The organism is Streptomyces sp. NPDC031121, from assembly GCF_055570615.1.
Map to the genome: position 1 here is coordinate 343,432 of NZ_JBVIGV010000007.1, position 22,010 is coordinate 365,441.

The 22,010-nt window shown below is 69.6% G+C and carries 20 protein-coding genes and 2 pseudogenes; 17 read left to right on the forward strand and 5 right to left on the reverse strand.

The window, feature by feature from the left end; all coding sequences use genetic code 11:
- Window positions 1–7 precede the first annotated feature (7 nt).
- From ACZ462_RS15760 to ACZ462_RS15830, 15 genes are all read left to right on the forward strand, one after another.
- Window positions 8–1,285 (forward strand): MFS transporter, encoded by a 1,278-nt coding sequence (locus ACZ462_RS15760; protein WP_467807700.1) that lies wholly within the window; start codon window positions 8–10, stop codon window positions 1,283–1,285.
- Window positions 1,282–2,415, forward strand: a complete 1,134-nt coding sequence (locus tag ACZ462_RS15765) for a cytochrome P450 (RefSeq protein ID WP_467807701.1) — start codon at window positions 1,282–1,284, stop codon at window positions 2,413–2,415. Before ACZ462_RS15760 ends, ACZ462_RS15765 begins: the two co-directional genes overlap by 4 nt.
- 27 nt (window positions 2,416–2,442) lie before the next feature.
- Entirely contained in the window at window positions 2,443–3,171 is a 729-nt protein-coding gene (locus tag ACZ462_RS15770; protein WP_467807702.1) for a thioesterase II family protein, read from the forward strand.
- Entirely contained in the window at window positions 3,168–3,998 is an 831-nt protein-coding gene (locus ACZ462_RS15775) for an SDR family oxidoreductase (RefSeq protein WP_467807703.1), read from the forward strand. Before ACZ462_RS15770 ends, ACZ462_RS15775 begins: the two co-directional genes overlap by 4 nt.
- A 766-nt stretch (window positions 3,999–4,764) precedes the next feature.
- Window positions 4,765–5,103: a hypothetical protein gene (locus ACZ462_RS15780; protein WP_467807704.1), complete on the forward strand. Its 339-nt coding sequence runs from the start codon at window positions 4,765–4,767 to the stop codon at window positions 5,101–5,103.
- A 135-nt stretch (window positions 5,104–5,238) separates the two neighbouring features.
- A complete protein-coding gene (locus ACZ462_RS15785) occupies window positions 5,239–5,517 on the forward strand; it encodes a hypothetical protein (RefSeq protein ID WP_467807706.1) in 279 nt (92 codons plus the stop codon).
- On the forward strand, window positions 5,474–6,019 hold the full coding sequence (locus ACZ462_RS15790) for a DUF6879 family protein (protein WP_467807707.1): 546 nt from the start codon (window positions 5,474–5,476) through the stop codon (window positions 6,017–6,019). Before ACZ462_RS15785 ends, ACZ462_RS15790 begins: the two co-directional genes overlap by 44 nt.
- Window positions 6,020–6,047: 28 nt before the next feature.
- A complete protein-coding gene (locus ACZ462_RS15795) occupies window positions 6,048–6,896 on the forward strand; it encodes a helix-turn-helix domain-containing protein (RefSeq protein ID WP_467807708.1) in 849 nt (282 codons plus the stop codon).
- A gap of 94 nt (window positions 6,897–6,990) precedes the next feature.
- Window positions 6,991–7,182: a hypothetical protein gene (locus ACZ462_RS15800; protein ID WP_467807709.1), complete on the forward strand. Its 192-nt coding sequence runs from the start codon at window positions 6,991–6,993 to the stop codon at window positions 7,180–7,182.
- Window positions 7,182–7,583, forward strand: a complete 402-nt coding sequence (locus ACZ462_RS15805) for a DUF6415 family natural product biosynthesis protein (protein ID WP_467807710.1) — start codon at window positions 7,182–7,184, stop codon at window positions 7,581–7,583. The genes ACZ462_RS15800 and ACZ462_RS15805 overlap by 1 nt, the downstream gene beginning before the upstream one ends.
- A gap of 116 nt (window positions 7,584–7,699) precedes the next feature.
- Entirely contained in the window at window positions 7,700–8,104 is a 405-nt protein-coding gene (locus tag ACZ462_RS15810; RefSeq protein WP_467807712.1) for a hypothetical protein, read from the forward strand.
- Window positions 8,101–8,796: a DUF6875 domain-containing protein gene (locus ACZ462_RS15815; protein ID WP_467807713.1), complete on the forward strand. Its 696-nt coding sequence runs from the start codon at window positions 8,101–8,103 to the stop codon at window positions 8,794–8,796. The genes ACZ462_RS15810 and ACZ462_RS15815 overlap by 4 nt, the downstream gene beginning before the upstream one ends.
- Window positions 8,712–9,596 (forward strand): protein kinase domain-containing protein, encoded by an 885-nt coding sequence (locus ACZ462_RS15820; RefSeq protein ID WP_467807714.1) that lies wholly within the window; start codon window positions 8,712–8,714, stop codon window positions 9,594–9,596. The genes ACZ462_RS15815 and ACZ462_RS15820 overlap by 85 nt, the downstream gene beginning before the upstream one ends.
- Before the next feature lie 348 nt (window positions 9,597–9,944).
- The gene (locus ACZ462_RS15825; protein WP_467807715.1) at window positions 9,945–10,094 is read left to right on the forward strand and encodes a hypothetical protein; all 150 of its coding nucleotides are present in this window, start codon (window positions 9,945–9,947) and stop codon (window positions 10,092–10,094) included.
- A 53-nt stretch (window positions 10,095–10,147) separates the two neighbouring features.
- Complete coding sequence (locus ACZ462_RS15830) at window positions 10,148–10,879, forward strand: DUF2625 domain-containing protein (protein WP_467807716.1); 732 nt, start codon at window positions 10,148–10,150, stop codon at window positions 10,877–10,879.
- Window positions 10,880–11,121: 242 nt separating this feature from the next.
- On the opposite strand, the gene ACZ462_RS15835 is transcribed toward ACZ462_RS15830, so the two are convergent.
- The 3 genes and pseudogenes from ACZ462_RS15835 to ACZ462_RS15845 form a co-directional block, all read right to left on the reverse strand.
- The gene (locus ACZ462_RS15835; RefSeq protein ID WP_467807717.1) at window positions 11,122–11,556 is read right to left on the reverse strand and encodes a hypothetical protein; all 435 of its coding nucleotides are present in this window, start codon (window positions 11,554–11,556) and stop codon (window positions 11,122–11,124) included.
- A 446-nt stretch (window positions 11,557–12,002) separates the two neighbouring features.
- Window positions 12,003–12,297: pseudogene (locus tag ACZ462_RS15840) on the reverse strand (RHS repeat-associated core domain-containing protein); the annotation flags it as partial.
- A 355-nt stretch (window positions 12,298–12,652) separates the two neighbouring features.
- On the reverse strand, window positions 12,653–13,468 hold the full coding sequence (locus tag ACZ462_RS15845; protein ID WP_467807718.1) for a hypothetical protein: 816 nt from the start codon (window positions 13,466–13,468) through the stop codon (window positions 12,653–12,655).
- A gap of 1,665 nt (window positions 13,469–15,133) precedes the next feature.
- Between ACZ462_RS15845 and ACZ462_RS15850 the strand changes: the two are divergent.
- Together ACZ462_RS15850 and ACZ462_RS15855 are read left to right on the forward strand one after the other, a co-directional pair.
- Window positions 15,134–16,013, forward strand: a pseudogene (locus tag ACZ462_RS15850) (IS5 family transposase).
- A 120-nt stretch (window positions 16,014–16,133) separates the two neighbouring features.
- Window positions 16,134–16,640, forward strand: coding sequence for a DUF6624 domain-containing protein (locus tag ACZ462_RS15855; protein ID WP_467807719.1), 507 nt, complete (start codon window positions 16,134–16,136; stop codon window positions 16,638–16,640).
- A 568-nt stretch (window positions 16,641–17,208) separates the two neighbouring features.
- Here ACZ462_RS15855 and ACZ462_RS15860 read toward each other — a convergent pair.
- Window positions 17,209–18,024: a DUF6004 family protein gene (locus ACZ462_RS15860; protein WP_467807738.1), complete on the reverse strand. Its 816-nt coding sequence runs from the start codon at window positions 18,022–18,024 to the stop codon at window positions 17,209–17,211.
- Window positions 18,025–18,641: 617 nt separating this feature from the next.
- Window positions 18,642–21,710 carry an FG-GAP-like repeat-containing protein gene (locus tag ACZ462_RS15865; protein ID WP_467807720.1) on the reverse strand — a complete coding sequence of 1,023 codons (3,069 nt, stop codon included), beginning with the start codon at window positions 21,708–21,710 and terminating at the stop codon, window positions 18,642–18,644.
- Window positions 21,711–22,010: the final 300 nt, after the last annotated feature.

Consider the following 22,010-nt stretch of genomic DNA (forward strand, 5'->3'; position numbering starts at 1 on the left):
CGCCCTCATGAACACGACATCGCGCGGCTCGGTGCTGCGCCAACGGGACTACCGACTGCTGTGGTCCGGCGAAACGGCCAGGACCCTCGGAAACAGCGTCACCTCCGTGACCCTGCCCTTGATCGCCGTGACCGTACTGGACACGGGCGCCACCGCGGTCGGCGTCCTGGCAGCCGCGGTCTGGCTGCCCTGGCTCCTCGTCGGCCTGCCCGCCGGAGCCTGGGTGGACCGGATGCGCCGGCGCCCCGTGATGATCGTCTGCAACCTGGTGTCCGCGGCGCTCTGCGCCAGCGTCCCGCTCGCCGCCTGGCTGGACGCCCTGACCTTCACCCACCTGCTGGTCGTGGCGCTGGCCGGGGGCACCAGCGCCGTCTTCTTCAACACCGCCAACCACGCCTACCTGCCGACCGTCCTGGCCGAACACGACCTGCTGGAAGGCAATTCCAAACTCCAGGCCAGTGAGTCGGCGACCAACGTCGCCGGCCCCGGCCTCGCCGGCCTCATCACCCAACTCCTCGGCGCCGTCGCCGGCCTCCTCCTCGACGCCGTCACCTTCCTCATCTCCACCCTCTGCCTCACCTCCATCCGCGCCAAGGAACAACCCCCCGCCGCCGACACCCAGGCCGAACCCCTCGGCACCCGCATACGCGAAGGCCTGCGGTTCGTCCTCGGCGACCGCTACCTGCGCCCCATGGTCGCCTACGGCGCCCTGGTCAACCTGGCCCTGCTCGGCTACCAGGCGGTCCAAGTCGTCTTCCTCGTGCGCACCGTCGGCGTCAACTCCGCCACCGTCGGCCTGCTGCTGAGCTCCGGCAGCATCGGCGGCATCGCCGGGGCAATGCTCGCCGAAGCCGTCGGACGGCGCTTCGGCACGGGCCGCGGCATGCTCCTGATGCAGCTCCTCACCAGCCCCTTCGCCCTGCTGATGCCCCTGACCTCCGAAGGGGCCGGCCTGATCTTCTACGCCGCCGGGGCGTTCGTGCTCGGCGCCGGCATCACCGCCTGCAACGTCGTCCTCGGCAGCTTCCGCCAGACCTACTGCCCGCCGCGCCTCCTGGGACGGGTCGTCGCCACCACCATGGTCCTCAACCACAGCACCATCCCCATCGGCTCGCTGCTCGGCGGCTTCCTCGGCGACGCCCTCGGGCCGCGCGCCGCCATGTGGATCATGACCGGGCTCCTGGCGCCCTGCTGGCTCATCCTCGCCTTCGGGCCGATGAGGCGGCAGCGCGACCTCCCCACCAGCTACCGGCCCGCCGCCACCCCGGAAAAGGACAGAACGTGACGACCGCCCACGACACCGCCACCCCCTCCACGGTCCGCTACTACGAGGAGCTCGGCTGCTGGGTGGTATGGGGCCGGCAGGCTGCGCAGGCCGCCCTAGAGGACCCCCGCCTCTCCTCCGAAACCCTCGAGGCGGCCAACCTCAGCTACCTCCCCGCCGACATGCACGAGGAGTGCTCCCACCTCATCGAGACGATGCGCCGGTGGTTCGTCCTCCTCGACGGCAGCCGGCACACCACCGCCCGCCGCGCCGTCCAGCCGCTGTTCTCCCCCCGCCGCATCCGCAAGCTGGAGGAGACCATCGAGGTCATCGTCGAGGAAGAACTCGACGCCTACGCCGCATCGGCGAGCCTCGACGTCATACCCGAACTGGCCGACCGGATCTCGGCCCGCACCATCGGCCTGCTGCTGGGCCTGCCCGGCGGCGACCACACCACCCTGCACCGCTGGGCCAAGGCGCTCACCGACTTCCTCGGCACCTCCTACCGGCGCGACTGCGCCGTCAGCGCCCAGGCCGCCCTCAGCGAGATGGGCGAGTTCATCAAGAACACCCCCGACGAGGACAGCATCTGGAGCCGCGCCAGCGGCGGCGAATGGGACCGCCTCGCCACCTCCTCCATGGTGATGTTCGGCGGCCTGGAGACCACGGTCGGCCTGATCGGCTTCGCCCTCTGGTACATGCTCGGCAACGGCCTCGCCCCGCGGATCGCCGCGGCCGACACCGACGAAGCCGCCAAGGACGTGGTGGAACGCGCCCTGGAGATCTACGCCCCGCTCGGCCACGTCGCCCGCATCGCCAACGCCGACACCGAACTGGGCGGCCACACCATCCCCGAGGGCGACCTCGTCCTCGTCTCCCTCACCGGCCGGGACCTCTTCGACACCCCGCAGCTGCCCACCACCCCGACCCCCCACCCCGAAGGCGCGGACCGCTCCGACCACGTCGCGTTCGGCTTCGGCATGCACTACTGCGTCGGCGCCCCGCTCGCCCGCATCACCGTCACCCAGCTGCTCACCAGGTTCGCCCGGCGGTTCCCCGACGCAGCCGTGAAGGAGATCAGCTGGCGCAAGAACCGCACCTTCCGCGGCTTCGACCGCCTGGTGCTCGACCTCGACGCCGCCCACCACTGACCGGCAGACCCCTACCAGAGGTACCCCATGCAACCCATCGAGCCCACCGTCCTGGTCTGCCTGCCCTTCGCCGGAGCAGGCGCATCCTTCTTCCGCAAGTGGCAGCCCCTCACCCCCGACGGCCTGCGCATCGCGGCCGTCCAGCTGCCCGGCCGCGAGGAGCGCTTCCTCGACGAGGCCCACACCGACGCCTCCGCCGCCATGGACGAGGCCTGGGCCTGGCTGGAGCCCCAGTTCGACGGCGAGGAGCGGATCGCTGTCTTCGGACACAGCCTCGGCGCGGTCCTCGCCTACGAACTGGCGCACCGCATCACCGACCGCGGCGGCCTCCCCGTCCAGCGGCTGCTGGTCAGCGGATCGGCCGGACCGTGGAAGCCCCGGGCCCGCCGGGCCACCGGCCTGAGCGACGAGGAATTCCTCGCCCGGATCCAGGACTTCGCCGGCTACACCCACGACGCCATGCAGGACGAGGAGATGCTCGAACTGCTGGTCCCCCTGCTCCGTGCCGACGTGGAGATGCACGAGAACTACCGCCCCTCCTACCCGGGACCCCTCCCCGCACCCATCACGGCCCTGCGCGGCACCCACGACGACCTGGTCAGCGCGGACGAAGCCGCCCAGTGGGCGCAGGCCACCACCGCCGGCTTCGACCGCGCGGAACTCCCCGGCGGCCACATGTACCTCACCGACAGTGCGGAGGACCTCCTCGGGATCATCGCCGACGCCCTCCGGGAGGGTTCGGTGGCGACGCGATGACCGGCCGCCTGACCGGCAAGACCGCCCTCGTCACCGGCGCGGCCCGCGGTCTGGGCCGGGCCACCGCCCACGCCTTCGCCCGGGAGGGTGCCGACCTCGTCCTGCTGGACGTGGCCCGCGACCTGCCGGGCGTCCCGTACCCCCTGGGATCGGCCAGCCAACTGCACCACACGGCCGACCTGTGCCGCGACCTGGGAGCGGCCGTCCTGGTGCTCGAGGCGGACGTACGGCATACCGCGGAGGTCGAAACCGCCGTCGCAAAGACCCTCGACCGCTACGGCCGCCTCGACGTCCTGGTCAACAACGCCGGCATAGCCGCCCCCTCCGGCCGCCCGGTCCACGAGATCGAAGAGCCGGAATGGCAGCTCATGCTGGACGTGGACCTCACCGGCGCGTGGCGCCTGATCCGCGCAGCAGGCGCCCACATGGTCCGCCGGAAGTCCGGCAGCATCATCAACATCGCCTCCACCGCCGGCCTGGTCGGCTACCGCCACTTCGCCGGATACGTCGCCGCCAAACACGGCCTGGTGGGGCTGACCAAGGCAGCCGCCCTCGACTACGCCCCCCACAAGGTCCGCGTCAACGCAGTCTGCCCGGGCTCCGTCCGCGACGACGACCAGGCGGAAGGACGCATGCTCGCCGAGATCGCCCGCTCCTTGGACGTCCCGGTCGCCGAACACGAGGAAATCTTCGTGCGCTCCCAGCCCATGAACACCCTCATGCAGCCCGAGGACGTCGCCGCGGCAGCCCTCTATCTGGCCACGGACGACTCCCGCCGCGTCACGGGCTCCGTCCTGACGGTGGACGGCGGCTTCACCGCCCACTGACAAAGGAAGCGACACACCCGAACCTCGCGTCCCCCGACCAGCTGCGTCTTCCGCACCGCGGTGGCCTCCGCGCCCCGACTCGACGTAGAGGTACCGCCCTGCCCCGAATAGCCCCCGCTGTTCGACCGGGCCCAGCACCCGGGCGGCGCAGACCGCTGCCGAGCCGCGGCCGCGGGCCCGGACCGCGGCTGCGGGACCTGGTGGGGTACCTCCCGACGAGGCGCCCCCCCGACGGAGTCGAGGAGTCTCTCTCCCCCTGCTGCGCAACGACGGCCCCGTCCGCCGTACTCGCCCCCGCTCGCCCGTCCGGCGGATGTAACCCCTGGCGCGGGGCGCCACAGCCCGGAGGGGATACGGATGTTCTCGACACCGGCACCCCCCGTTATGTTTTTCGCGGTCCTGCAATGGGGCCGCTGGCCTCCGGGCCCGGTATGACTGTGTCCCCTCTGTCGAACGGATGACCTGGGGGGTGGTGTCGCCGGGTCCGTGGGGTGCCGTCGGAGACGCTGATGAGAGACCCGACCACCGCCCGATCCGGCGCAATGCCGGGCAGCCTGCGGGCGGCAGGTCTGCATAACGTGGATGCGCGAGTACGGTGCCATTGCCGAGGCCGGCACGGTCAACACCTCCGGAAGGGCGCGATGTTAGACACCGAAGGCATAGGCGTCTTCCTCGGGATGGACGTCGGCAAGACCGCCCCCCATGGTCACGCATCTTCCCCGACACCGACTGCAGGACCGCACTCCCCGGCCCCGGAGAAAGGGGCGTGCCGCTGAGTCCCGAGCAGAGCGCGGCGGTTCTGCGCGAGCGCTGTCTGGACTTCCTCTTCGGATTCCCGCACCTCCCCATTGCCTTGGACGGGGTGATCTGGCAGTCGAACGGGGAGCTGCCCGTCGACGCGGACTACCTGGCGGGCGTCGACCGGGACATGGACCGTGCCGGACTGCGCCCCTTGGGCTGGTCGCTCGCTGGTCGCCGGCCTCACCCGCACAGGCAGTTGCCCGAGGCCGACCAGCTGAAGGACTCCAGCTTCGTCCAGCGGTACCAGCCCATTGCGGGGCGCCTGCGTTCGACGCTGGACGCTCGCCCCGTCGGAAGGAACTGACCTGCGAGGGCTGGCCCTTCCCGCGACCCGTGGGTCAGCCCTCTGCCGTTCCTCGCCCTCTTGACCGGCTCTCCGCGCCTGCGGGACGGTCGTTGTGCGCAACCATCCGCAACCAGCTCGACAGGGGAGACCATCATGGAGTTACGGTTCGTCGGGATGGACCCGAACACCGGAGGTGAGGGATCACCGACGGTCTGGGTCGAGGAGGAGTCCGCGGACCTGGTCCTGCAGGGCGAGGAGGCCGACGAGCTCCTCACCGCCCTGGTCGGTGGAACGGAGTGGGTGGCCGGCCACAAGAAGGGGATCCCCGCGCACGAGCGGGTGATCCGCATTCCGGGCCGGATGGTTCCGATCCTGAGGGAGGCGTGCGATGCCGCTGAACGCGCTAGCGCTGCGCGACGCGACGTTCGCTGAGCTCCTGGCCGCCACCGAGCGCACGGCCGTCCATCTGGAGATGCGCGACAGCTACGCCGTCGGCGACGAAGCCGACGACTTCGCCACCTTCCTGCGCACCGGTGTCCCGAACCTGGACCCGGGCCGCTCGTTCTGGCCGCAGTGGATGCCGCTGGTGCGGGAGGCGGTGGGCCGCGGGGTGGTGATGCGCCGGGCGCGGATCGTTTCCGAGCCGGTCACCGACTACATCCGCTACGAGCACGCCATCACCGAGCTCAACCTGCAGGCCGGCGAGCAGGTCCGCTGGCTGCCCCGCCGCGAGGCGAGCACCATCGCGCTGCCCGGAAACGACTTCTGGCTCCTGGACGACACGGTGGTGCAGTTCCACCACTTCACCGGCACCGGCGACTGGGCCAAGGACGGCCGCGAACGCACCATTGATCCGGCAGCTGCCGCGCTGTGCCGCACCGCGTTCGAGACCGTGTGGGAGCGCGCCATCCCGCACGTCAAGTACACCCCCTGACTCTTTCACCCCAGGACAGCCCTGTCTCATGCCCGTCTCCCCGTCGTCCAGCGTCCAGGCCGCCCGCGAAGCGCTCGCGGTGCGCCTGGGACACCTCATGCGGGACGCCGGGATCAACGGGCGTGAGCTGTCCCGCCGATGCGGCTGGGACAAGGCCAAGACCTCCCGCATCCTCGGCGCCAAGGCCGCGCCCTCCGACGCCGACATCCGGGCCTGGTGCACCGCCTGCAACGCCGAGGACCAGGCGGCGGACCTGGTGGCCACCGCCCGTGCGGTGGATTCGATGTACATGGAGTGGCGCCGCCAGCACCGCGCCGGGATGCGCCGCGCCCAGGAAGACGTCCTCGCCCGCAACGCCGCCGCCCGCACCTGCCGCGCGTACGTCTCCAACGTCATCCCCGGGTTCTTCCAGACCGCCGACTACGCCGAAGCCCTGATGCGCTCCATCACCGACTTCCAGGGCACCCCCGACGACATCCCCGAGGCCGTCGCCGCACGCCTTGCCCGCTCCCGCTTCCTCTACGAGGGCGACCACCGCTTCGTCGTCCTGATCGAGGAGTGGGTGCTGCGCACCCGGATCGGCACGCCCGCCACGATGGCCGGCCAGCTGCAGCACCTGCTCACCGTGATGCCACTGCCGTCGGTCTCCCTGGGCATCATCCCGCTCGGCGTCCCGCGCAGGGTGTGGCCGCTGGAGGCGTTCTACCTCTACGACGACCGGCACACCGTGGTGGAAACCCTCACCGCCGGCATCAACGTCCGCCAGCCCCGCGAACTCGCCGACTACGCCAAAGCCTTCAAGGGCCTGGCGCAGATGGCCGTCCATGGCGACGCCGCCCGCGCGCTCATCCGGGCCGCCGCCGACGCCCTGGAGTGAATCCGCGCAACTATCCGCAACCTTCTTGAGGCCCGGCCCGCGCCGTCCGTAGCGTCGAAGCACCGACGGGCCACAACCGGAAGGGCGGTGCCTCATGCGCGCACGCACGAACAGCACCACCGCTCCCAAGCCCCGGTACGGCGTTCCGTCCCCTGCGCTGCTCGCCCGCGCCGACCGCGGCTACACCCGCTTCCTCGCCCAGCAGCGCGAGAACCAAGAGCATGACGGCAGCCAGGCCCTGCCCGCCCCCGCCGCACACCCCGCGACCGCCCCAGCGAGGCTTTGATGAGCAGCAGACACCTGGCCCTGCACGACCCCGAAGGGCTCCTCGAAGGTGAACTCCCCCTCGACCGCAGCACCCACGAGCGCTTGGCCAAGGCCGTCCTCGGCTGGACCAGCGAGACCGGGCTACAGCCGGCGGACCTCCACCAGATCGCGCTGCAGCTGACCGGCGCCGCCCGCGCGGTCGCCGCCGACGTCCGCCGCGCCGCCGACCAGCTGCCCGCCGACCACACCGCCCGCGCCCTCGCCGACGTCGTCCTGGACGAAGCCGACCGGCGCCTGTCCGCTGCCCCGGACGGCACGCTGCTGTGTGCGCAGGGCCGTGCCCGTCTCATCCGCGCCCTCTACGAGCGCCTGGACCGCCTCACCGAAGCCGCCGTATCCGCGCCCGCCAGGGCCCTGTGAACCCGCCGCGCACCCGGACGAGACCTGGGGATCCTCGGGTGCGCGGCGTCGAACTGCACGACGGCCGGCCCGGCCGGGCCGGGCGAGCACCACTCGACACCGAGAGGGGCACCATCGTGACCACCGCAACCATCGAGCTGCGCCGCTTCCTGACCATCACCGGCCAGCGCTTCAAGGACGGCCAGTCCGCGCCCGAGATGTTCTCCCCGGCCGTGGACGCCGCCTGGCACGACATGCTCGGCACCCCCGCCTACGACGTCCTGTGCCAGGAGACCGCTGGCCAGCCGATTCGCCACGTCGCGAACAACGGCCGCGGCCCGATCGCCTGGGTCGCCGCCTACGAGGCCGCGTACGGGCCGCTGCCGGACATCTGGTTCACCGACGCCCACGGCACCGTCGACCAGGGCGCCGTCGCCCGCTACCGCGAGACCGGCACCGTGGTCGCCGAGTGGGACTGCGGCCCCGCCGGCGGCGACGGCGACGACGTCGTGCCCGACCAGCCGGAGACCGCCCGCCGGTGACCGGCCACACCACGCCAGCGCCCCGGCCCACGACCGGGGCGCTGCGCCTTGTCGAAGCCAGCACCCCCGCCCCGACCCTCATCGACATCAGCGCGTACGTGCGGCAGATGACCGCCCACTGCCCGTACCTGGCTCCGTCCCTCCAGCAGGGCCTGACGACCTGGACGGTGTATCGGGCCCATGGCGAGCCGGCTGCGGTCGAGGCAGAGCTGTTCCACGCTGGTGTCCAGGCCGCGGAGTGGCTGCGCCCTCTGCTGAGCCGGCCGCACGGCGGCCTGCGGTGCGAGAACATCGTCCTCCTGGGCGAGGTCCCCGGGGCCCGGCATCGTGACCTGCTGGCCTGGCCGCACTGGGTTCTGAAGAACCTCTACGGCCCCGTCGGGATCATGTTCGGCAAGTTCCACGCGGGCGAGGAGGAAACCACCCGGGCCGGCGACCGGATCCCGGCTGCCCCTGTCTCGTTCCTCCCGGTGAGGGCCGCTGTACGCCGCCGCGACCCCCGCTTCCTGGCCGCGACCCCGGACCTGGCGGCCGCGCTCGCCGGAGCCGAGGACGACGGCCGCGACCTCCTCGAGCACGTCCCCGACCAGTGGAAGGAGATCAAGACATGGGCCACACGCTTCCTCCCCCCGGCCAAGCCCTCACCCGCCTCACCGAGCACCTCGGCGAACCCCTCACCGCAAGCCTCCTGAGTGACCGGCGCGGCTCCCGGGCCTGGAAGATCCAGGGGACTCGGGGAGCTGTGGCCGTGAAGGCGAACAGTCCCGACGAGGCGACCGCCCGGGACAAGGCCGCCGAGATGGCCCAGGAGGACGAGCACCTCCTCCGCCTCACCGCGGCCGGGGCGATCCGGCCCGGCTACCGCGTCGACGCCGGCCCTTGGAACGGTGGCCGGTGGCTCGCGGTCCGCTGGGTCGACGGCGTCCCGCTGTGGCGGGCGCTCGCCCTGGCCCGCGGCCCCGAAGGCGACCGGCCCTCGGTCAGGCCCTGGCTCCAGCAGATCGCCCGTACCTGGGCCGAGCACCTGGCCGGCATGCACGCCGCCGGATGGGCACATGCCGACGTCCAGCCCACCAACACCCTCATCACTCCAGGCGGCCGCGCCGAGGTCATCGACTACGCCCTCGCCTGCGGCCCCGAACCCGATGGGCGCCTGCCGTACCGCGGGGCCCTGACCCACACCACCGCCCCCGAGATCGCCGCCGCCGTCCTCGCGACCCCGCCGGACGCACACGTTCAGGCGGAACCGGCCGCTGACGTGTGGAGCCTGGGCGCCTCCTTGTTCTGGTGCTGGACCGGCCACCGCCCCGTCCCCTACAACGACAGCCTCGACCGCCTCGACAAGCTGGCCGTCATCGCCACCGGCCGCACCACCCCGCTGGCCGACGTACACCCCTGGCTCTTCCCTGACTTCGAAGCCATTATCACCGCCTGCCTGGCCCCCAACCCCGCCGACCGCCCTACCGCCAAGGAATTGATCGCAGCATGGTGACCCTGCGCGCCCTGACCCTCGACGACGCCCCCGCCCTCACCCGCATCCACAGGCGGCGCATCCGTCCGCTACACCACCGGCAGGACCCTCCCACTCGACCAGGCCCAGGAGAAGATCCTCATCGCCCTTGCCCGGGCGGCCGAGACGCCGAGGGCGCAGTGGAGCTGGGGCATCCTCGCCGCCGACGAGATGATCGGCCTCATCGCCCTGCGACGACGCTCGCCCGTCATGGGAACCATCAGCTACATCCTGCGCGAGGACACCTGAGGCCGCGGCTACGCCACCGACGCCGCCCAGCAGGTCGTCGTCTTCGCCTTCACCACCGCCGGCCTGGACCGGGTGGAAGCCATGCACCACCCCGACAACCCGGCCTCCGGCCGCGTCCTGGCCAAGGCCGGCTTCACCCGCACAGGCACCACCGACCAACCTGCCGCCGACGGCACGGCCGTGCCATACGAGACGTACGCTGCCCGGCCCATCGGCCCGGCCCGCAGGTGAGCACGGTCCAGCCCACACGATGAGCGGATGCCGGAGAGTGCGACCATCGTCGGATGCGAGGCATCGATGAGCTGGTCAATGTGGACGATCCGGCGTGGCCGGAGCTGCAGGGGGTTCTCAGGGCGAGCTCCGTGCCGGTTCAAGTGCTGCCCGGAGATATCAACGAGGGCCGCCGATGCCTTCTGCAGATGCAGGTCACCGGGCGATCGCTGCTGGGTGCACTGGCGCTGCACACCGGCGGATTGCTCGTGGACAACGGGTGGCTGAGAATGTACGGCGGAGGTTTTTGTTCGGCCGCGGATGCGCGGCTCCCGAGTCTGGGGCAGGTCAACCGCTTCCCCAAGGAATTCGATCCTGGTTGGCAGCCCGCGACCGGTCTTGTCGTCGGCCACGACATTGTCGGAGGCGTCTTCGCGTTGAATGGTGGCGATCCCGCGGCCGCGGGGCGTCCTGGGGATCCTGGCCAGATGACGTACTTCGCTCCCGACACTCTGGAGTGGGAGGCGATGGAGATGGGCCACTCCGGGTGGGTCTCCTGGCTGCTCTCGGGCAGGCTGGAGACGTTCTATGACGGAATGCGCTGGCCCGGCTGGCGTGAGGAGGCCGCGGCCCTGGCTTTCGAGCAGGGTCTTTCGGTGTATCCGTTCCTGTGGTCCGAGGAAGCTCACGCCGATCTCGCGGCCACGAGCCGGCGACCTGTGCCGATGCGCGAGGTGCTCGGAGTCGCAGCGGACTTCGCCCGGCAGATGGGGCCGTCCGAGCCTGGCTTCTTGGGCGACGTGTGACTCCTGGTGTGTCAGCGAGGTCCAGGGCCGGGGGACGGACGAGCTTCAACGGACGCGATGGGCCGGCGAACACCCCACGGCTTGACGGCTAACCTACACCCGCAGCTCCCTGGAAGGGGGCCTCGCCTGCACCCTGTCGAAAGATCACGGCCCCGGGCAGCACTGTCTCTGTCGACGGCGCTCCCACGGAAACGACAGCGGCGCACCACACCTCCGCCGCCCGCGCAGCCGGTGTCACCCCGTCATACGCCACCACCTGGCTCAGCGCCCTTGTCGACACGGAACCCGAGCGCCCGTGTCGCGGCCACGGAGATGCCCAGCAGCCGCTCGTAGTCCGGGGCAGGTACGGAGAATCCGTTCCCGGCGGCGAAGGAAACGAACTCCCGCGGTAGCTCGACAGTGTAGGAGTCGACGTACCGGGCCAGATCGACGCGCCATACGAACCGGCCGTCGGACAGCAGCGAGGACCCGCCGGGTACCGTGAACGATCCTTCGAGGACATCCCGCGTCGCTTCCATGACGTCGAAGATGGGATGCCCCGATTCGAGGTACCTCGTGACCTCCGTCTTCGGATACCCGGCGCTGCTCCTCACGTGGTCCCGGAGGGACTCGCTGAAAACGTCCCGGGGTTCGGGCTGCATTTCGCGGTAGAAGCCAATCAATTCCATCGGGGTCACCCTTCAAGCATCGGGAGGAACACCCTCCAGTAGCCGCCGTTGTCCACCACAGGGGTCTGTCCCGGCTCCAGCAGCGGGCTGGTTCCAGCCCTGTCTGTGGGCGCCCGCACCGTGGTTCCCGGTTCGTTGGCAATTCTCTGTGCTGTCCAGGCGGTGTCGGATCCTGAGTGGCACACCATGAGCCGCAGAGGCCCCCCTTGTAGGGGGGTTGTTCCTGACGGCGTCCACGATCTGACCGGCGTTGACGTTGCCGCCGGGCATCTCCAGCCATCCGTCCCTACTACCGTGGGCCACGACATCGTGCTCGCCGGCATTCAGTACGTTCTGGAAGTTGCGCGTGCTCGCCCCGTCGGACCCGATCAGTGTCGCCGTGGGGCCGTGAGTGACCGGGTGCCCAGCCGGGATCGCGTTGTCCTCCATGTAGTCCATGGGGTTCCGGGCGTCCGTGCACGAGAACAGCCCCATCGGGTCCGCCAGCCTGTGCGGATTGCTGACGTACGCCGCAGGATTCGGCGCTGGTGACAGCCCCAGCGGGTCCAAGGACGCATAACGGCCCGATTCGGGGTTGTAGTAGCGGAAGCGGTTGTAGTGAAGGCCTGTCTCCGGGTCGAAGTGCTGTCCGGGGAAGCGGATCGGCGTGTAGGCGGTGCTCGAAGCCGCCCACGTCGTCGTGCCCCACACCGTGCTGCGCGTGTACCAGGCCAGCCGGCCCGCCTCGTCGACGCGCTCCCTCGGCCGTCCCTGGTAGAGGATCGCGTTCACGATCTCCCGCATGTCGTAGGCGCTCTGGTGGCTGCTGACCGAGCGGTGCCGGTTCGTCCACGCGGTGATCACCGGCTCGATCAACGACCACCGCTCGTCCGATAAGTCACTCGGATACGGCTTGCGTTCACCCACCCGGTCGCATCACCAGATCAACAACCGCGGACCGGCAGATTCCGCCCCGCCGCCACACCATCAGGCGATAGCAGATCCACTCAAAGACTCACGAACCGCCCACTAAGAATCAGCCGCCTGATTGTCTTCCCTGGGCACGCCGTGTCGTCCTCCGGCACGGCGGACGGCTCGGCCCTGCAGCAGGGCGGAGCTGTCCGGGTCAGTGGATCGGCTGGCGGGTTTCTGCCCGTACCTTCAGGGTGGTTTCCGCGATGCGGGTGAGGTCGACGGAGTCGGGGGCTTGCTGGGAGATTTCGGCGGTGGCCACCCCGATGGAGGCGGCGGTGTTCTCGTCGGCCCAGGCGCACATCGGCAGGATGGTCTCGGCTCCGCCCTGGCGTGTGGTCAGCACCTGGCAGGACAGTGTGGTGTCGGAGCCGGGAGGCGTGACGTCCCTGGCGGGAACCGCCACTTTTGCGCTCTCGCTCTTTGCCGCGCCGGCCATCATCTTCTTTCGCGACGCTGCGGGGTCCTTGAGCTGGCCGTAGATTCCGGAGATGACGAGGACGCCGGGCTGTGTCGGTGAGTCTGCCGTATACCGGGCCGCGACGGCCTGGGGGTTGCGGGTCTTGGGGTCGTAGGTGCCGTCGATCACCTGCTTGCCCGCCGTCTGAGACAGATCCTCGTCCAGCTGGTACTGGCCGTTCAGCAGGGTGCCGGGAATAGTGATCTTGTGCTTGGCCTCCGGGAACCCGGCCCCACTTGCGTGATTTGCGGCCTGGGAAGCGTGCTTCAGCACGAATAGACCCGCCAGGACCGCCACGGCCGTGGACAGGCCTATCCATACGGGCTTGCCGGACCGGCGGGCTTGCGGCTGCATCCCGATCGGAGGCTGCCCCCAGGCTGCCTGTGCGGGGTAGGGCTGCTGCTGTGTGTAGGGCAGGGGAGGCTGACCGTAGGACTGCTGACCGTACGGATGGGGCTGCTGCGGGGGGCCGTACGGGCCGGAGGAAAAAGGAGGAGGTGACGTGCTCATGCAGCGAACGCTACGTCAGTTCTGGACCAGAATTGAGCCGACAGCGACGAATGGCTCGACTCCCGAGCGTGTTGTTTAACGTCGGCGCGAGATGAGCCGGGCGAGTGCTTCTGTGGGCCAGCAGAGCCATGCAAGAAGCGGGCTCGTGACCACGAACCAGTGGACACTGATTCGGCCCTGCTCTTTGTCCAGGGTCGCTGGGGCCTCCTCTCGGTAGACGTAGCGGAGGTATCGGCGGCGGACCGGTCCTCCGGCTATGAGCAGCACGGGTGAGGCGAGGAGGACGGCCACCGGGACCAGGACTCTCGCGGCGGTGAGCTTCGCCTTCTCCTCGTATCGCATGAGCTCAGCCTGTCGTCTAACCTCGATTCCCTGAAGGGGTGGGTATGGATCAGGCGGTCTTCGAGTCCATCAGGTACTCAGCTGGGTGTCAGGACTGCGGTGCAGAGTTGGAGTGTCGGGGCGTCCAAGCCCTGGTCCACGGCTCCTTGCGCTGGGACACGGAGTCCAGGTGTTCAGCCTGCGGGTTTGCGATGGCTGACTGCGGCGGTGATCTGCCTTCCGAACTACGAGGTCGGCTGCTCTCCGAGCGGGGACCAGCCCGCCTTCAGGTGGATCCATCAGCGGGGAACGCTGCGATCATGCGGGTTCTGCGGGCAGAACTTGGCATGGGCCTGGCGGAAGTCAAGACCCTACTGAGGGAGGTCTTGGCGGGAGCCCACTCAGGCACCATGCCCGAGATGGAGTTCCTGGCCCGCAAGCTGCGGGAGTCTGGCGTCGATGCTGTTGCCGCTCGGCCGTAGAAGCCCTGACCTGGCTAGTCAGCCGGTTCTCCGCGGTTTGGCCGACCTTGTGATGTGCTGGGCGGGTGTATGCCTCGTGGGTGGCAAGGACGCGTCCGATAGCGGGTGGCGGGCCGTCGGTTCTTCGAGCCGAGTGGGCGGCCCCGATCGAGGAGGCTCGGGCGGTGATGGACATCGTGGCCACGTACGCCACAGCCAAGGAGGCGGCAGCCGCCGAGGGCTGGTCGGAGTCTTGGATCAGCCACCGCAAGAACCTGCTCAAGATCCACCCGGATCTGCGTCAGGCTGTGCGGGCCAAGGCCCGGGGAGCTGACGGGCTCGCTATCCGGGACGCACGCCATCTGGGGTCGGTCAAGGGCATCGAAGGCATGACCCTCGCTGAGCAGCGCGAGGCACTGGCGGACCTGCTCCGCGACGACCAGGCCAAGGCCGTAACCCGAAAGGCACAGCCCACGCCGCCGAAGGCCGCGGCACCCACCCGGAGAGGGCCGGCCGAAGCCGGAGAATTTTCCGCGGAAAATTCCAGTGGCCCGTCTCTTCCCGGAACAGCGTCCCGAGTCGGCTGCGCCGACGTGGATCATGCCCCCCGATGCGGTCGCCGAGTTCTCTGCCACATTCGTCGCGGAGGCTGCCGCTACCGGCACCACTCCGGAAACCGTGATGCTGGCTGCCCTGGATGCGATCCGTCCCGCCCGGAAGCCGCGGAGACGGGGAGGTAATCGAGCGGCCGCGAGAAAGCCGTGGGCCCCCGGTCAGTGACCGGGGGCCCAAAGTCGTTTGGTCGGCTGTACGCCGCCCCGGCCGTCTAGGGTCTGTCCGGCGGATCATGTGACTTCTCGCGCTCCGGCTCGTTGACATGTCCATGGGGCGGGGAGATCTCACAAACGAGGAATGGGCCCGACTGAAGCCGCATCTACCCAAGACCGGGCAGCGAGGTGGGCGTTGGGCCAGTCACCGCAAGATCGTCAACGGGATCCTGTATCGGAACCGGACTGGGGTGCCGTGGCGGGATCTGCCTGCGCGGTTCGGCAAGTGGAAGACCGTGTACGAGCGGCACAGACGCTGGTCGGCGGACGGCACCTAGGACAAGATCTATGCGGCCGTCCTGGCCGACGCGGACGCCGAGGGTCGCATCGACTGGTCGATGGTGAGCGTGGACTCCACTACCTGCCGGGCCCACCAGCACGCCGCCGGAGCACGCAAGAAACCACCGCGGATGCCGGGAAAAGACGCACGCCCCGGCAGCACCGCCCCGACGAGGGACTCGGACGCTCCCGGGGCGGCCTCACTTGCAAGATTCACCTCGCCGGGGAAGGTGGGCGCCGCCCTCTGGCCTTGCTGATCACTCCGGCCAGTGGGGCGACGCCCCGCAACTCATTCCGGTGATGGAACGCATCCGGGTCGGCCGGCCCGGCGGCGGACGCCCCCGCACCCGACCGGATCAGCTCGGCGGCGACAAGGCCTATTCCTCCCGGCGTAACCGCCGCTACCTGCGCAGACGGCAGATCAAGCACACCATCCCCGAGCCGAAGAACCAGCGGGCCAACCGTCAACGCCGCGGCAGCAAGGGCGGACGACCCACCGGCTTCGACAAGACGATCTACAAGCGCAGAAACGAAGTCGAGCGGACGATCAACGCCCTCAAGAACTCCGGGGCCGTGGCCACGAGGTTCGACAAACGTGGCTATGTCTTCCAGGGCACCGTGACCGTCGCAGCAATCCGGCTCTGGCTCCGGGGGTAGATCCATTATCCCGATGCGGGGAGGCGCCTGTCACCGTTCTCCGGAATGATCTTTACACCCGATTTGCACCTCTAGGCTTGCGGGCGGATACAAAGCACCGATCTGACCTGGGAGTTGAGAGTGGCGCACGACGTTGCCGCGCTGGCGGTGGAACTCACGGACATGGCTACGGCAGATCACCAGTCCGCAGCCCGCGCGAACAGCGATGACCCCGACGAGCAGCTGGCGTGGCGGCGGCTGACCGCCCGGCACGGTGACCGGCTCAGCGAGATCATGGACAAGTACGGCTGGCCAACGGCAGAGCTGGTCGGCGAGGAGGCCGCACGCGCGGCATGGCTGATCGCTCAGCACGCCGACCGACAGCTCGACGTTCAGCGTCGTGCCCTCCAGCTGATGCAGCAGGCGGTGTCGGCCGGGTCGACCAGCCCGCGTGAGCTGGCCTTCCTGCGCGACCGCACGCTGGTCAATGAGGGCCGCAAGCAGGTCTACGGCACTCAGATCGTCGGCGTGAAGGACGGGGCGCCGGTTCCGTGGCCCTGTGAAGAACCCGAGCGCATGGACGAACTCCGTGCGGAAGTCGGCATCGAGCCCTTCGACGACTACGTCGCCAAGTTCTCCATGGCCTGACGCCCCGTTCCCAGTCGCGTCGGGTGGATCACTACCCGGGCTCACGTGCCGCGGGCAATGATCCGCCGGACAGGCCCTAGGAACCCGCTGTCGGTCCGGCGGACTGGACGGCGGCGGAGCCGCCTGGTACGCGAGGCGGCGGCTGCGTTGTCCCGCTCCGGCCGTGCCGTGGGTGCGGGCGATGTGGCCGCGCTCGGCGACCTCCTGGTGGCCGCGGCCGCGCACGCCCCGGCAGCCGTTCGCAACCGGATCGCGGCGGCGGCGGACGCCTTCGAGCAAGCCGGCCCGGCGCCGGGCGAGCGGTCGTTGCAGGGCAGGGCGCGCGCGGGATGGCGGGCGCGCGTTGGAGCGGGCCCCGCGCACCGCTCGGGGCGGCGGCGCGATGGTGGTCCTGACCCTCCTCGTGGCGCTGGTGGAGGCGGTGGAGGCCTCCCGCCTGTGGCACGAGGCACAGCAGCATCGCCCGCAGGCGAAGGCCGCAGCCGAGGCCGCACTGCTGCTGCGCGAGGCCGCCGCCGCGGCCGGCGCACCCCCGAAGCTGCCAGGTCCGGCGCGTACCGCGAGGACGTCACCAGCGGCGGACCGTGGCCCGACCCCGCCCGGCGCCGTTACCGGCGTGCCGCCCCGTACTCCCGGCCCGCCGAAGCCGGGCGACGCCCGCTGGCAGGCGGTACAGCTGACAGACTGGGGAGCCACGAAGGACTCCCACCAGCACCTGTGCGACACCTGCAAGCGCGGGGCCGTCGCCTACGCCCACGAGGCCGGCCGGCAGGAGCGCCCGGAGCCGCTTCCCGACCGGGCGCAGCGGAAGCATTTCCTGCGCTACGCCCGTCGCCCCCACTGCACCGTGTGCAGGGCGGCGTTCACGGGCGAGCGGTGGCAGGCGGTGGAGCGCACCGGCTGGGACGCCCTTCCTCAGGAACGCCGCCCGATCGCAGGGGCTGCGACCAGCGGCATGAGATCGGCCTGGGAGCAAACCTGGGCGGGCGATCCGATCCGCCGGGACCACGAGGGCCAGGCCGTGCCCGAGCAGAAGACCACCGGCCAGCGCCACACCGCTGCTGTTCGACGGCGATGGCAGCCGTCTGGTGACGCGCAACGCCGACGGCTTCCTGTACCAGTGGGACCTACCGGGAAGGCCGAGCCGGCCGCCCGGCCCACCGGCGTCGTCGACCTCATGGCCGGGAAGCCCAGCGGGGCCCGTCAGCGCGACCGTGAAAGGCGGCACCTGATCAGGGACGCCGGCGGTGTCGATGGTGTTGCGGTGGGTCGCCTGCAGGGTGCTGGTCTGCAGGGCCCCGCAAGGACGGAGGTGGAACTCTGCGGGGAAGTTCCTGCCGGGCGAGATGCCGGACGTCTCCCACTGGTTCAACAGCGCTTCCATCACCACGCGGACGGGTCTTCGTTGGCGGCGGTGACGTCCAGGACCACGAGGCCGGGTTCACCGGTGTGCTGTTCGTCAATGCGCATGTTCCTTCCGGCGACGCCGTGCCCTGTGGTTCGCCGGTGGCCGAGTGACCGGCCGGACGAGTGATCGCTGTAGGCGCGCTGCCCGCTGCCGGTAGCGTGGGCGTGAGGCGGCCCGTAGAGAGAGGTCATAAGCGAGGAGAAGGTGTCGTGGCACCCGGGGGAGATCGTGCCGGCCAGTGGGATCTACGAGTGTGACTGCGGCGGTGAGCACCACTGGAGCACTGACGTCAAGGGGCACCGTTTCCCGCCGCTGTCGTCGGGCTGCTCGGGTGAGTTCTGGACGCTGCAGAAGCCGACGCAGCCCGGGACCACTCCGGCTGCCGGAGCACCCCAGCAGCACCGCGAACGGCTTCTGGCGCGAAACGAGCTCGGCGCGCTGGGCCGCGTCGTGGGTTCGGTGCTGCGGTGCTCCTGTCACGAAGTGCCGGTTGCCATCCAGTAGCACTTCGAGCGCTTGCGCGGTGTGTGGCTGGATGTAGCGGCGCCCGGCGGGACATGTGACCTGGCCGGGCGCCGTCGGTGTGTGGCGTGTTATCCGATGGTGAGGAAGGTGTTCCAGCCGTCTTCGTCTCTGCCGGCTGCGGCGCCGAGGGTGGTGGTTCCGCCTTGGTAGAGCCATTGGTTGCCGAGGGTGTCCACAGCCCAGATGTCGGGGATGCCGTCGCCGGTGGCGTCGGGTGTGCCGAGGATCATGGGGATGGTGGCGCGGCCCCACCCGGTGGTGGCGTAGGTGTAGTCCTGTCCGCCTTCTGCGTTGGCTGCGGAGGATAGGGAGGTGAGGTCGACTCCGCCGTTGGTGCCTGCCTTGCCCTTGCGCAGGACGAGGCCGCGGCTGGTGTTGGCGTTGTCGCGGAAGAGCAGGTCGGGGATCTTGTCTCCGGAGACGTCGCGGACGCCGATGAGGTCTCGGGGATCCCAGACGGTGCCAGCCATCTTCCTGTGTTTGGTGAAGCTGGAGCCGGTGTATCCGGAGAAGGCCCAGAGGCCTTCGGGGTTGAGCGCGAACATGTCGGCGAAGCCATCGCCGTCGATGTCTTCAGTGACGACGATCTGGCGGAAGGTCGCCGGGTCGGGTGCGCCTGTGGGCAGGAGGATTTCCATGCGGTGGCCGATGTCGAACTGTCCGGTGCCGATCCCCGGGTACAGGTACAGCTTGCCGTCGGGCATGCGGGCGATGAGGTCGGTCAGGCCGTCGCCGGGGAACCAGTCGGTGGAGTGGCCGATGAGGGCGGTTTTGCCGGCGTTGGGCTTCCAGTATCCGGGGACGGACTTGCCGTCCATGAGTGTGGCGGGGAGGTAGGCGTCGGTGTCGCCGTTCGCGTCGCCGGCGTAGGTGCGGAGGTTTCCTTCCTTGTCGATGGCGAAGAGGTCGGGGTAGCCGTCGCCGGTGGCATCACCGGCCTTGTCCAGTCCGGGCCTGGGCTGGACGAGGAACAGGTAGGTCTGCTGGTCGGAGATGTTGCCGTACTTGCTGACGGTGCGGGCGTAGAGGATGTTGGGTCCCGCGGTATTGACCCGCAGGGTGATTGAGGCCTGGTCGCCGGCGGACGGGGTGGCCTTGTTGTCGAAGAGGGGCTTGTTGAGGCTCCACTGGTACTCGCGGATGTCCTCGGCCTTGGCGCCGTTGCCGCTGAGGGTGATGACCTGACCGGGCGTGCCGGCCGGCTTGAGACTCCATTCGCTGGCGTTCTCGCCGGGTGCGGGGAAGTCGGCGGAGGAGACGGCAGGGCTTGGGGGAACCGTGTGGTTCACGGTGAAGGTGCACCAGCCCCCGCCTCCGGACTCGTTCGGTCCTGCGCCTGATCCCGCACCGCCCTGGTCGAGGACGCGGGAGAGCCAGTGGTACGTCTTCCCGCTCGTGAAGGTTTCGGAGGAAAGCTCTTTGGTGATGACGCCGTCGCTGTTGGGCGCGTGCCAGTCGTTGTAGACCTGGGCTCCGGTGGCGGCGTCCCAGATTTCGATCTGGACCTTGTCGAGGGTTTCAGGGCCGTCGCGATCGGTGGCCTTTACCTGGAAGGCCACGTTCGTCTTGCCGATGCCTGTGCCCGGGCTGGTGGTCAAACAGGGGCCGCCGGGGAAGGTCTGCATGTTCGCGGCGGTCGGGGTGTCGGGCCGGTTGTTGTAGAGGATCTCGATGTACGGGGCGGTTTCGCCGTTGGCGAGGAGCTTCTTCCAGTAGTAGGGGTCCGACTCGTTCGGCGCGGCGAATCCGAGGGACAGGGCGCCCCAGCCGCTGTTTGCCGCGTCGGTCACGAGGCCTTTGATGTCGGTCGCGATCCAGTTGTCCGGGCAGGAGCTGTTGTATCCGTAGCCGGCGTACTCGGTGGCGACCCTTCTGCCCCAGTAGGTCGCGTTGTTGGTGTTGTTCCAGGTACTGGAGGAGGTAACGAACGGGGTCGAGTAGATGTCCATCGCCTTCCTGTCACACGACCACGAGTACGTCTGCAGGGCCCGCACACTTGCGGAGAGGATGCTCGAGCCGTGGAGCTCGCTGCCGAAGTAGAAGTTGAAGATGGACCGGGACGTGCCTCCGGTGGTGGACTCATAGCCGACGCGGGCTTCGTTGGTGCCGCTCGCGTTGTAGTTCTGCCCGTTGTAGAAGCTGGAGTTGCCTTCGGTCTTGTAGAGCAGTGACCAGGAGTGCTTGTGTCCCTTGAACGAGGGGTCGATGAACACCGGGTACACCGTCTCCGAGGCGTTCAGCAGGGCGTGGTCCGGCGTGATGGAGAGTGTGCTGTCCGTCAGGGCGGCCTTGGCGGGCTTCAGGCGTGCGCCTTCCGCGCCGGCCAGGCCGGACAGGGCGAGGGTGGGGTGCTGGCGGGCGATGTCGGTGGGCTTCCACGCCGGTTCGTCGTCGGTGGTGGCAACCTTGCCGCTGGAGTCCCACATCATCGGCGTCGGAGAGCCGGCTACTTCCGTGTCCTGGGCGTTGCGGGCGCTGACGGCACCCGATTCCGGGTCCAGGCGGAAAGTCAGGGCAGGTGAGGCGAGTCGGTATGTGAGCTGGCCGAGCAGCGGGTCGGCTGCAGCCTGCCGGTCTTTGACGACGAGCAGGTGAGAGTAGCCGCCGTCCTGGGCGGTCATCACCAGGTCGATCCCGGGCCGGACGTTCTCGTACAGCGCGCGCGGGCCGTCGATGACCGGTTGGGGCAGGGGGCCGGGCCAGCTGACGACGATGTCGTGGCCGTCGGTGTTCAGGCGGACCAGCTCGGTCCACGCCTCAGCGGGTGTGTCCTGCGGCAGGGCCGTCCGGGTGACGGAGCGCGAAGACCGCTCTCGGCTGCCCTCGGCGGCCGGCTGTTGTGTTCCGCCGCTGAACACGACGCGGCCGTTCACGGCCTTGGCCGCATACCCACCTTCCGCTGGTTCGAGGGTTGTGTCGACCGGCTTCCACCGTCCGTTCACGTGGGCGCGTACGGCGGAGCTGAAGATGTGCTTGCGGTACGTTCCGTCAGGTTGCGCCCATGTGGTGGTGTTCGCGCCGCGCGCCGCGGTGACCTCGACCTCCTTGCCCGACTCGATGGCAAGGCGCCGTGCTTCGGGCTCGGCGATGGGTGCTTCCTCGGATTGCCGGGTCTGCGGCTTCTCGCCCCCTGCCACCCACACTCCGGCCGGCACCGCAACTGCTACCGCCAGGACAGCGGCGAGGCCTCCCAGGGTCTTGCGGCGCTGGTACCAGCGGGTCGTGGAGCTGGCAACTCCCTTTTTCGAGGGGGTAATTGGCGGGCTCTCGTCCACGGATTCTCTGACAGACACGGGTGTACTTCTCCCCCCTGGGGCACACATTTCGGTAGCCCTAGGTACTCACAGATGACTCGGCCACCGGCCAGAAAGATGTGAAAGGCGCATTCTTTGCCTGCCTTTCGCAGTCACGAAGTGCAAGCCGAGCATGAACCCTCC

Bases quoted from the DNA above. Each gene is read 5' to 3' on its own strand.
- ACZ462_RS15760 (WP_467807700.1), top strand. From the start codon at position 8: ATGAACACGACATCGCGCGGCTCGGTGCTGCGCCAACGGGACTACCGA.
- ACZ462_RS15770 (WP_467807702.1), top strand. From the start codon at position 2,443: ATGCAACCCATCGAGCCCACCGTCCTGGTCTGCCTGCCCTTCGCCGGA.
- ACZ462_RS15775 (WP_467807703.1), top strand. From the start codon at position 3,168: ATGACCGGCCGCCTGACCGGCAAGACCGCCCTCGTCACCGGCGCGGCC.
- ACZ462_RS15785 (WP_467807706.1), top strand. From the start codon at position 5,239: ATGGAGTTACGGTTCGTCGGGATGGACCCGAACACCGGAGGTGAGGGA.
- ACZ462_RS15790 (WP_467807707.1), top strand. From the start codon at position 5,474: ATGCCGCTGAACGCGCTAGCGCTGCGCGACGCGACGTTCGCTGAGCTC.
- ACZ462_RS15795 (WP_467807708.1), top strand. From the start codon at position 6,048: ATGCCCGTCTCCCCGTCGTCCAGCGTCCAGGCCGCCCGCGAAGCGCTC.
- ACZ462_RS15800 (WP_467807709.1), top strand. From the start codon at position 6,991: ATGCGCGCACGCACGAACAGCACCACCGCTCCCAAGCCCCGGTACGGC.
- ACZ462_RS15805 (WP_467807710.1), top strand. From the start codon at position 7,182: ATGAGCAGCAGACACCTGGCCCTGCACGACCCCGAAGGGCTCCTCGAA.
- ACZ462_RS15820 (WP_467807714.1), top strand. From the start codon at position 8,712: ATGGGCCACACGCTTCCTCCCCCCGGCCAAGCCCTCACCCGCCTCACC.
- ACZ462_RS15825 (WP_467807715.1), top strand. From the start codon at position 9,945: ATGCACCACCCCGACAACCCGGCCTCCGGCCGCGTCCTGGCCAAGGCC.
- ACZ462_RS15830 (WP_467807716.1), top strand. From the start codon at position 10,148: ATGCGAGGCATCGATGAGCTGGTCAATGTGGACGATCCGGCGTGGCCG.
- ACZ462_RS15845 (WP_467807718.1), bottom strand. From the start codon at position 13,468: ATGAGCACGTCACCTCCTCCTTTTTCCTCCGGCCCGTACGGCCCCCCG.
- ACZ462_RS15860 (WP_467807738.1), bottom strand. From the start codon at position 18,024: ATGGAAGCGCTGTTGAACCAGTGGGAGACGTCCGGCATCTCGCCCGGC.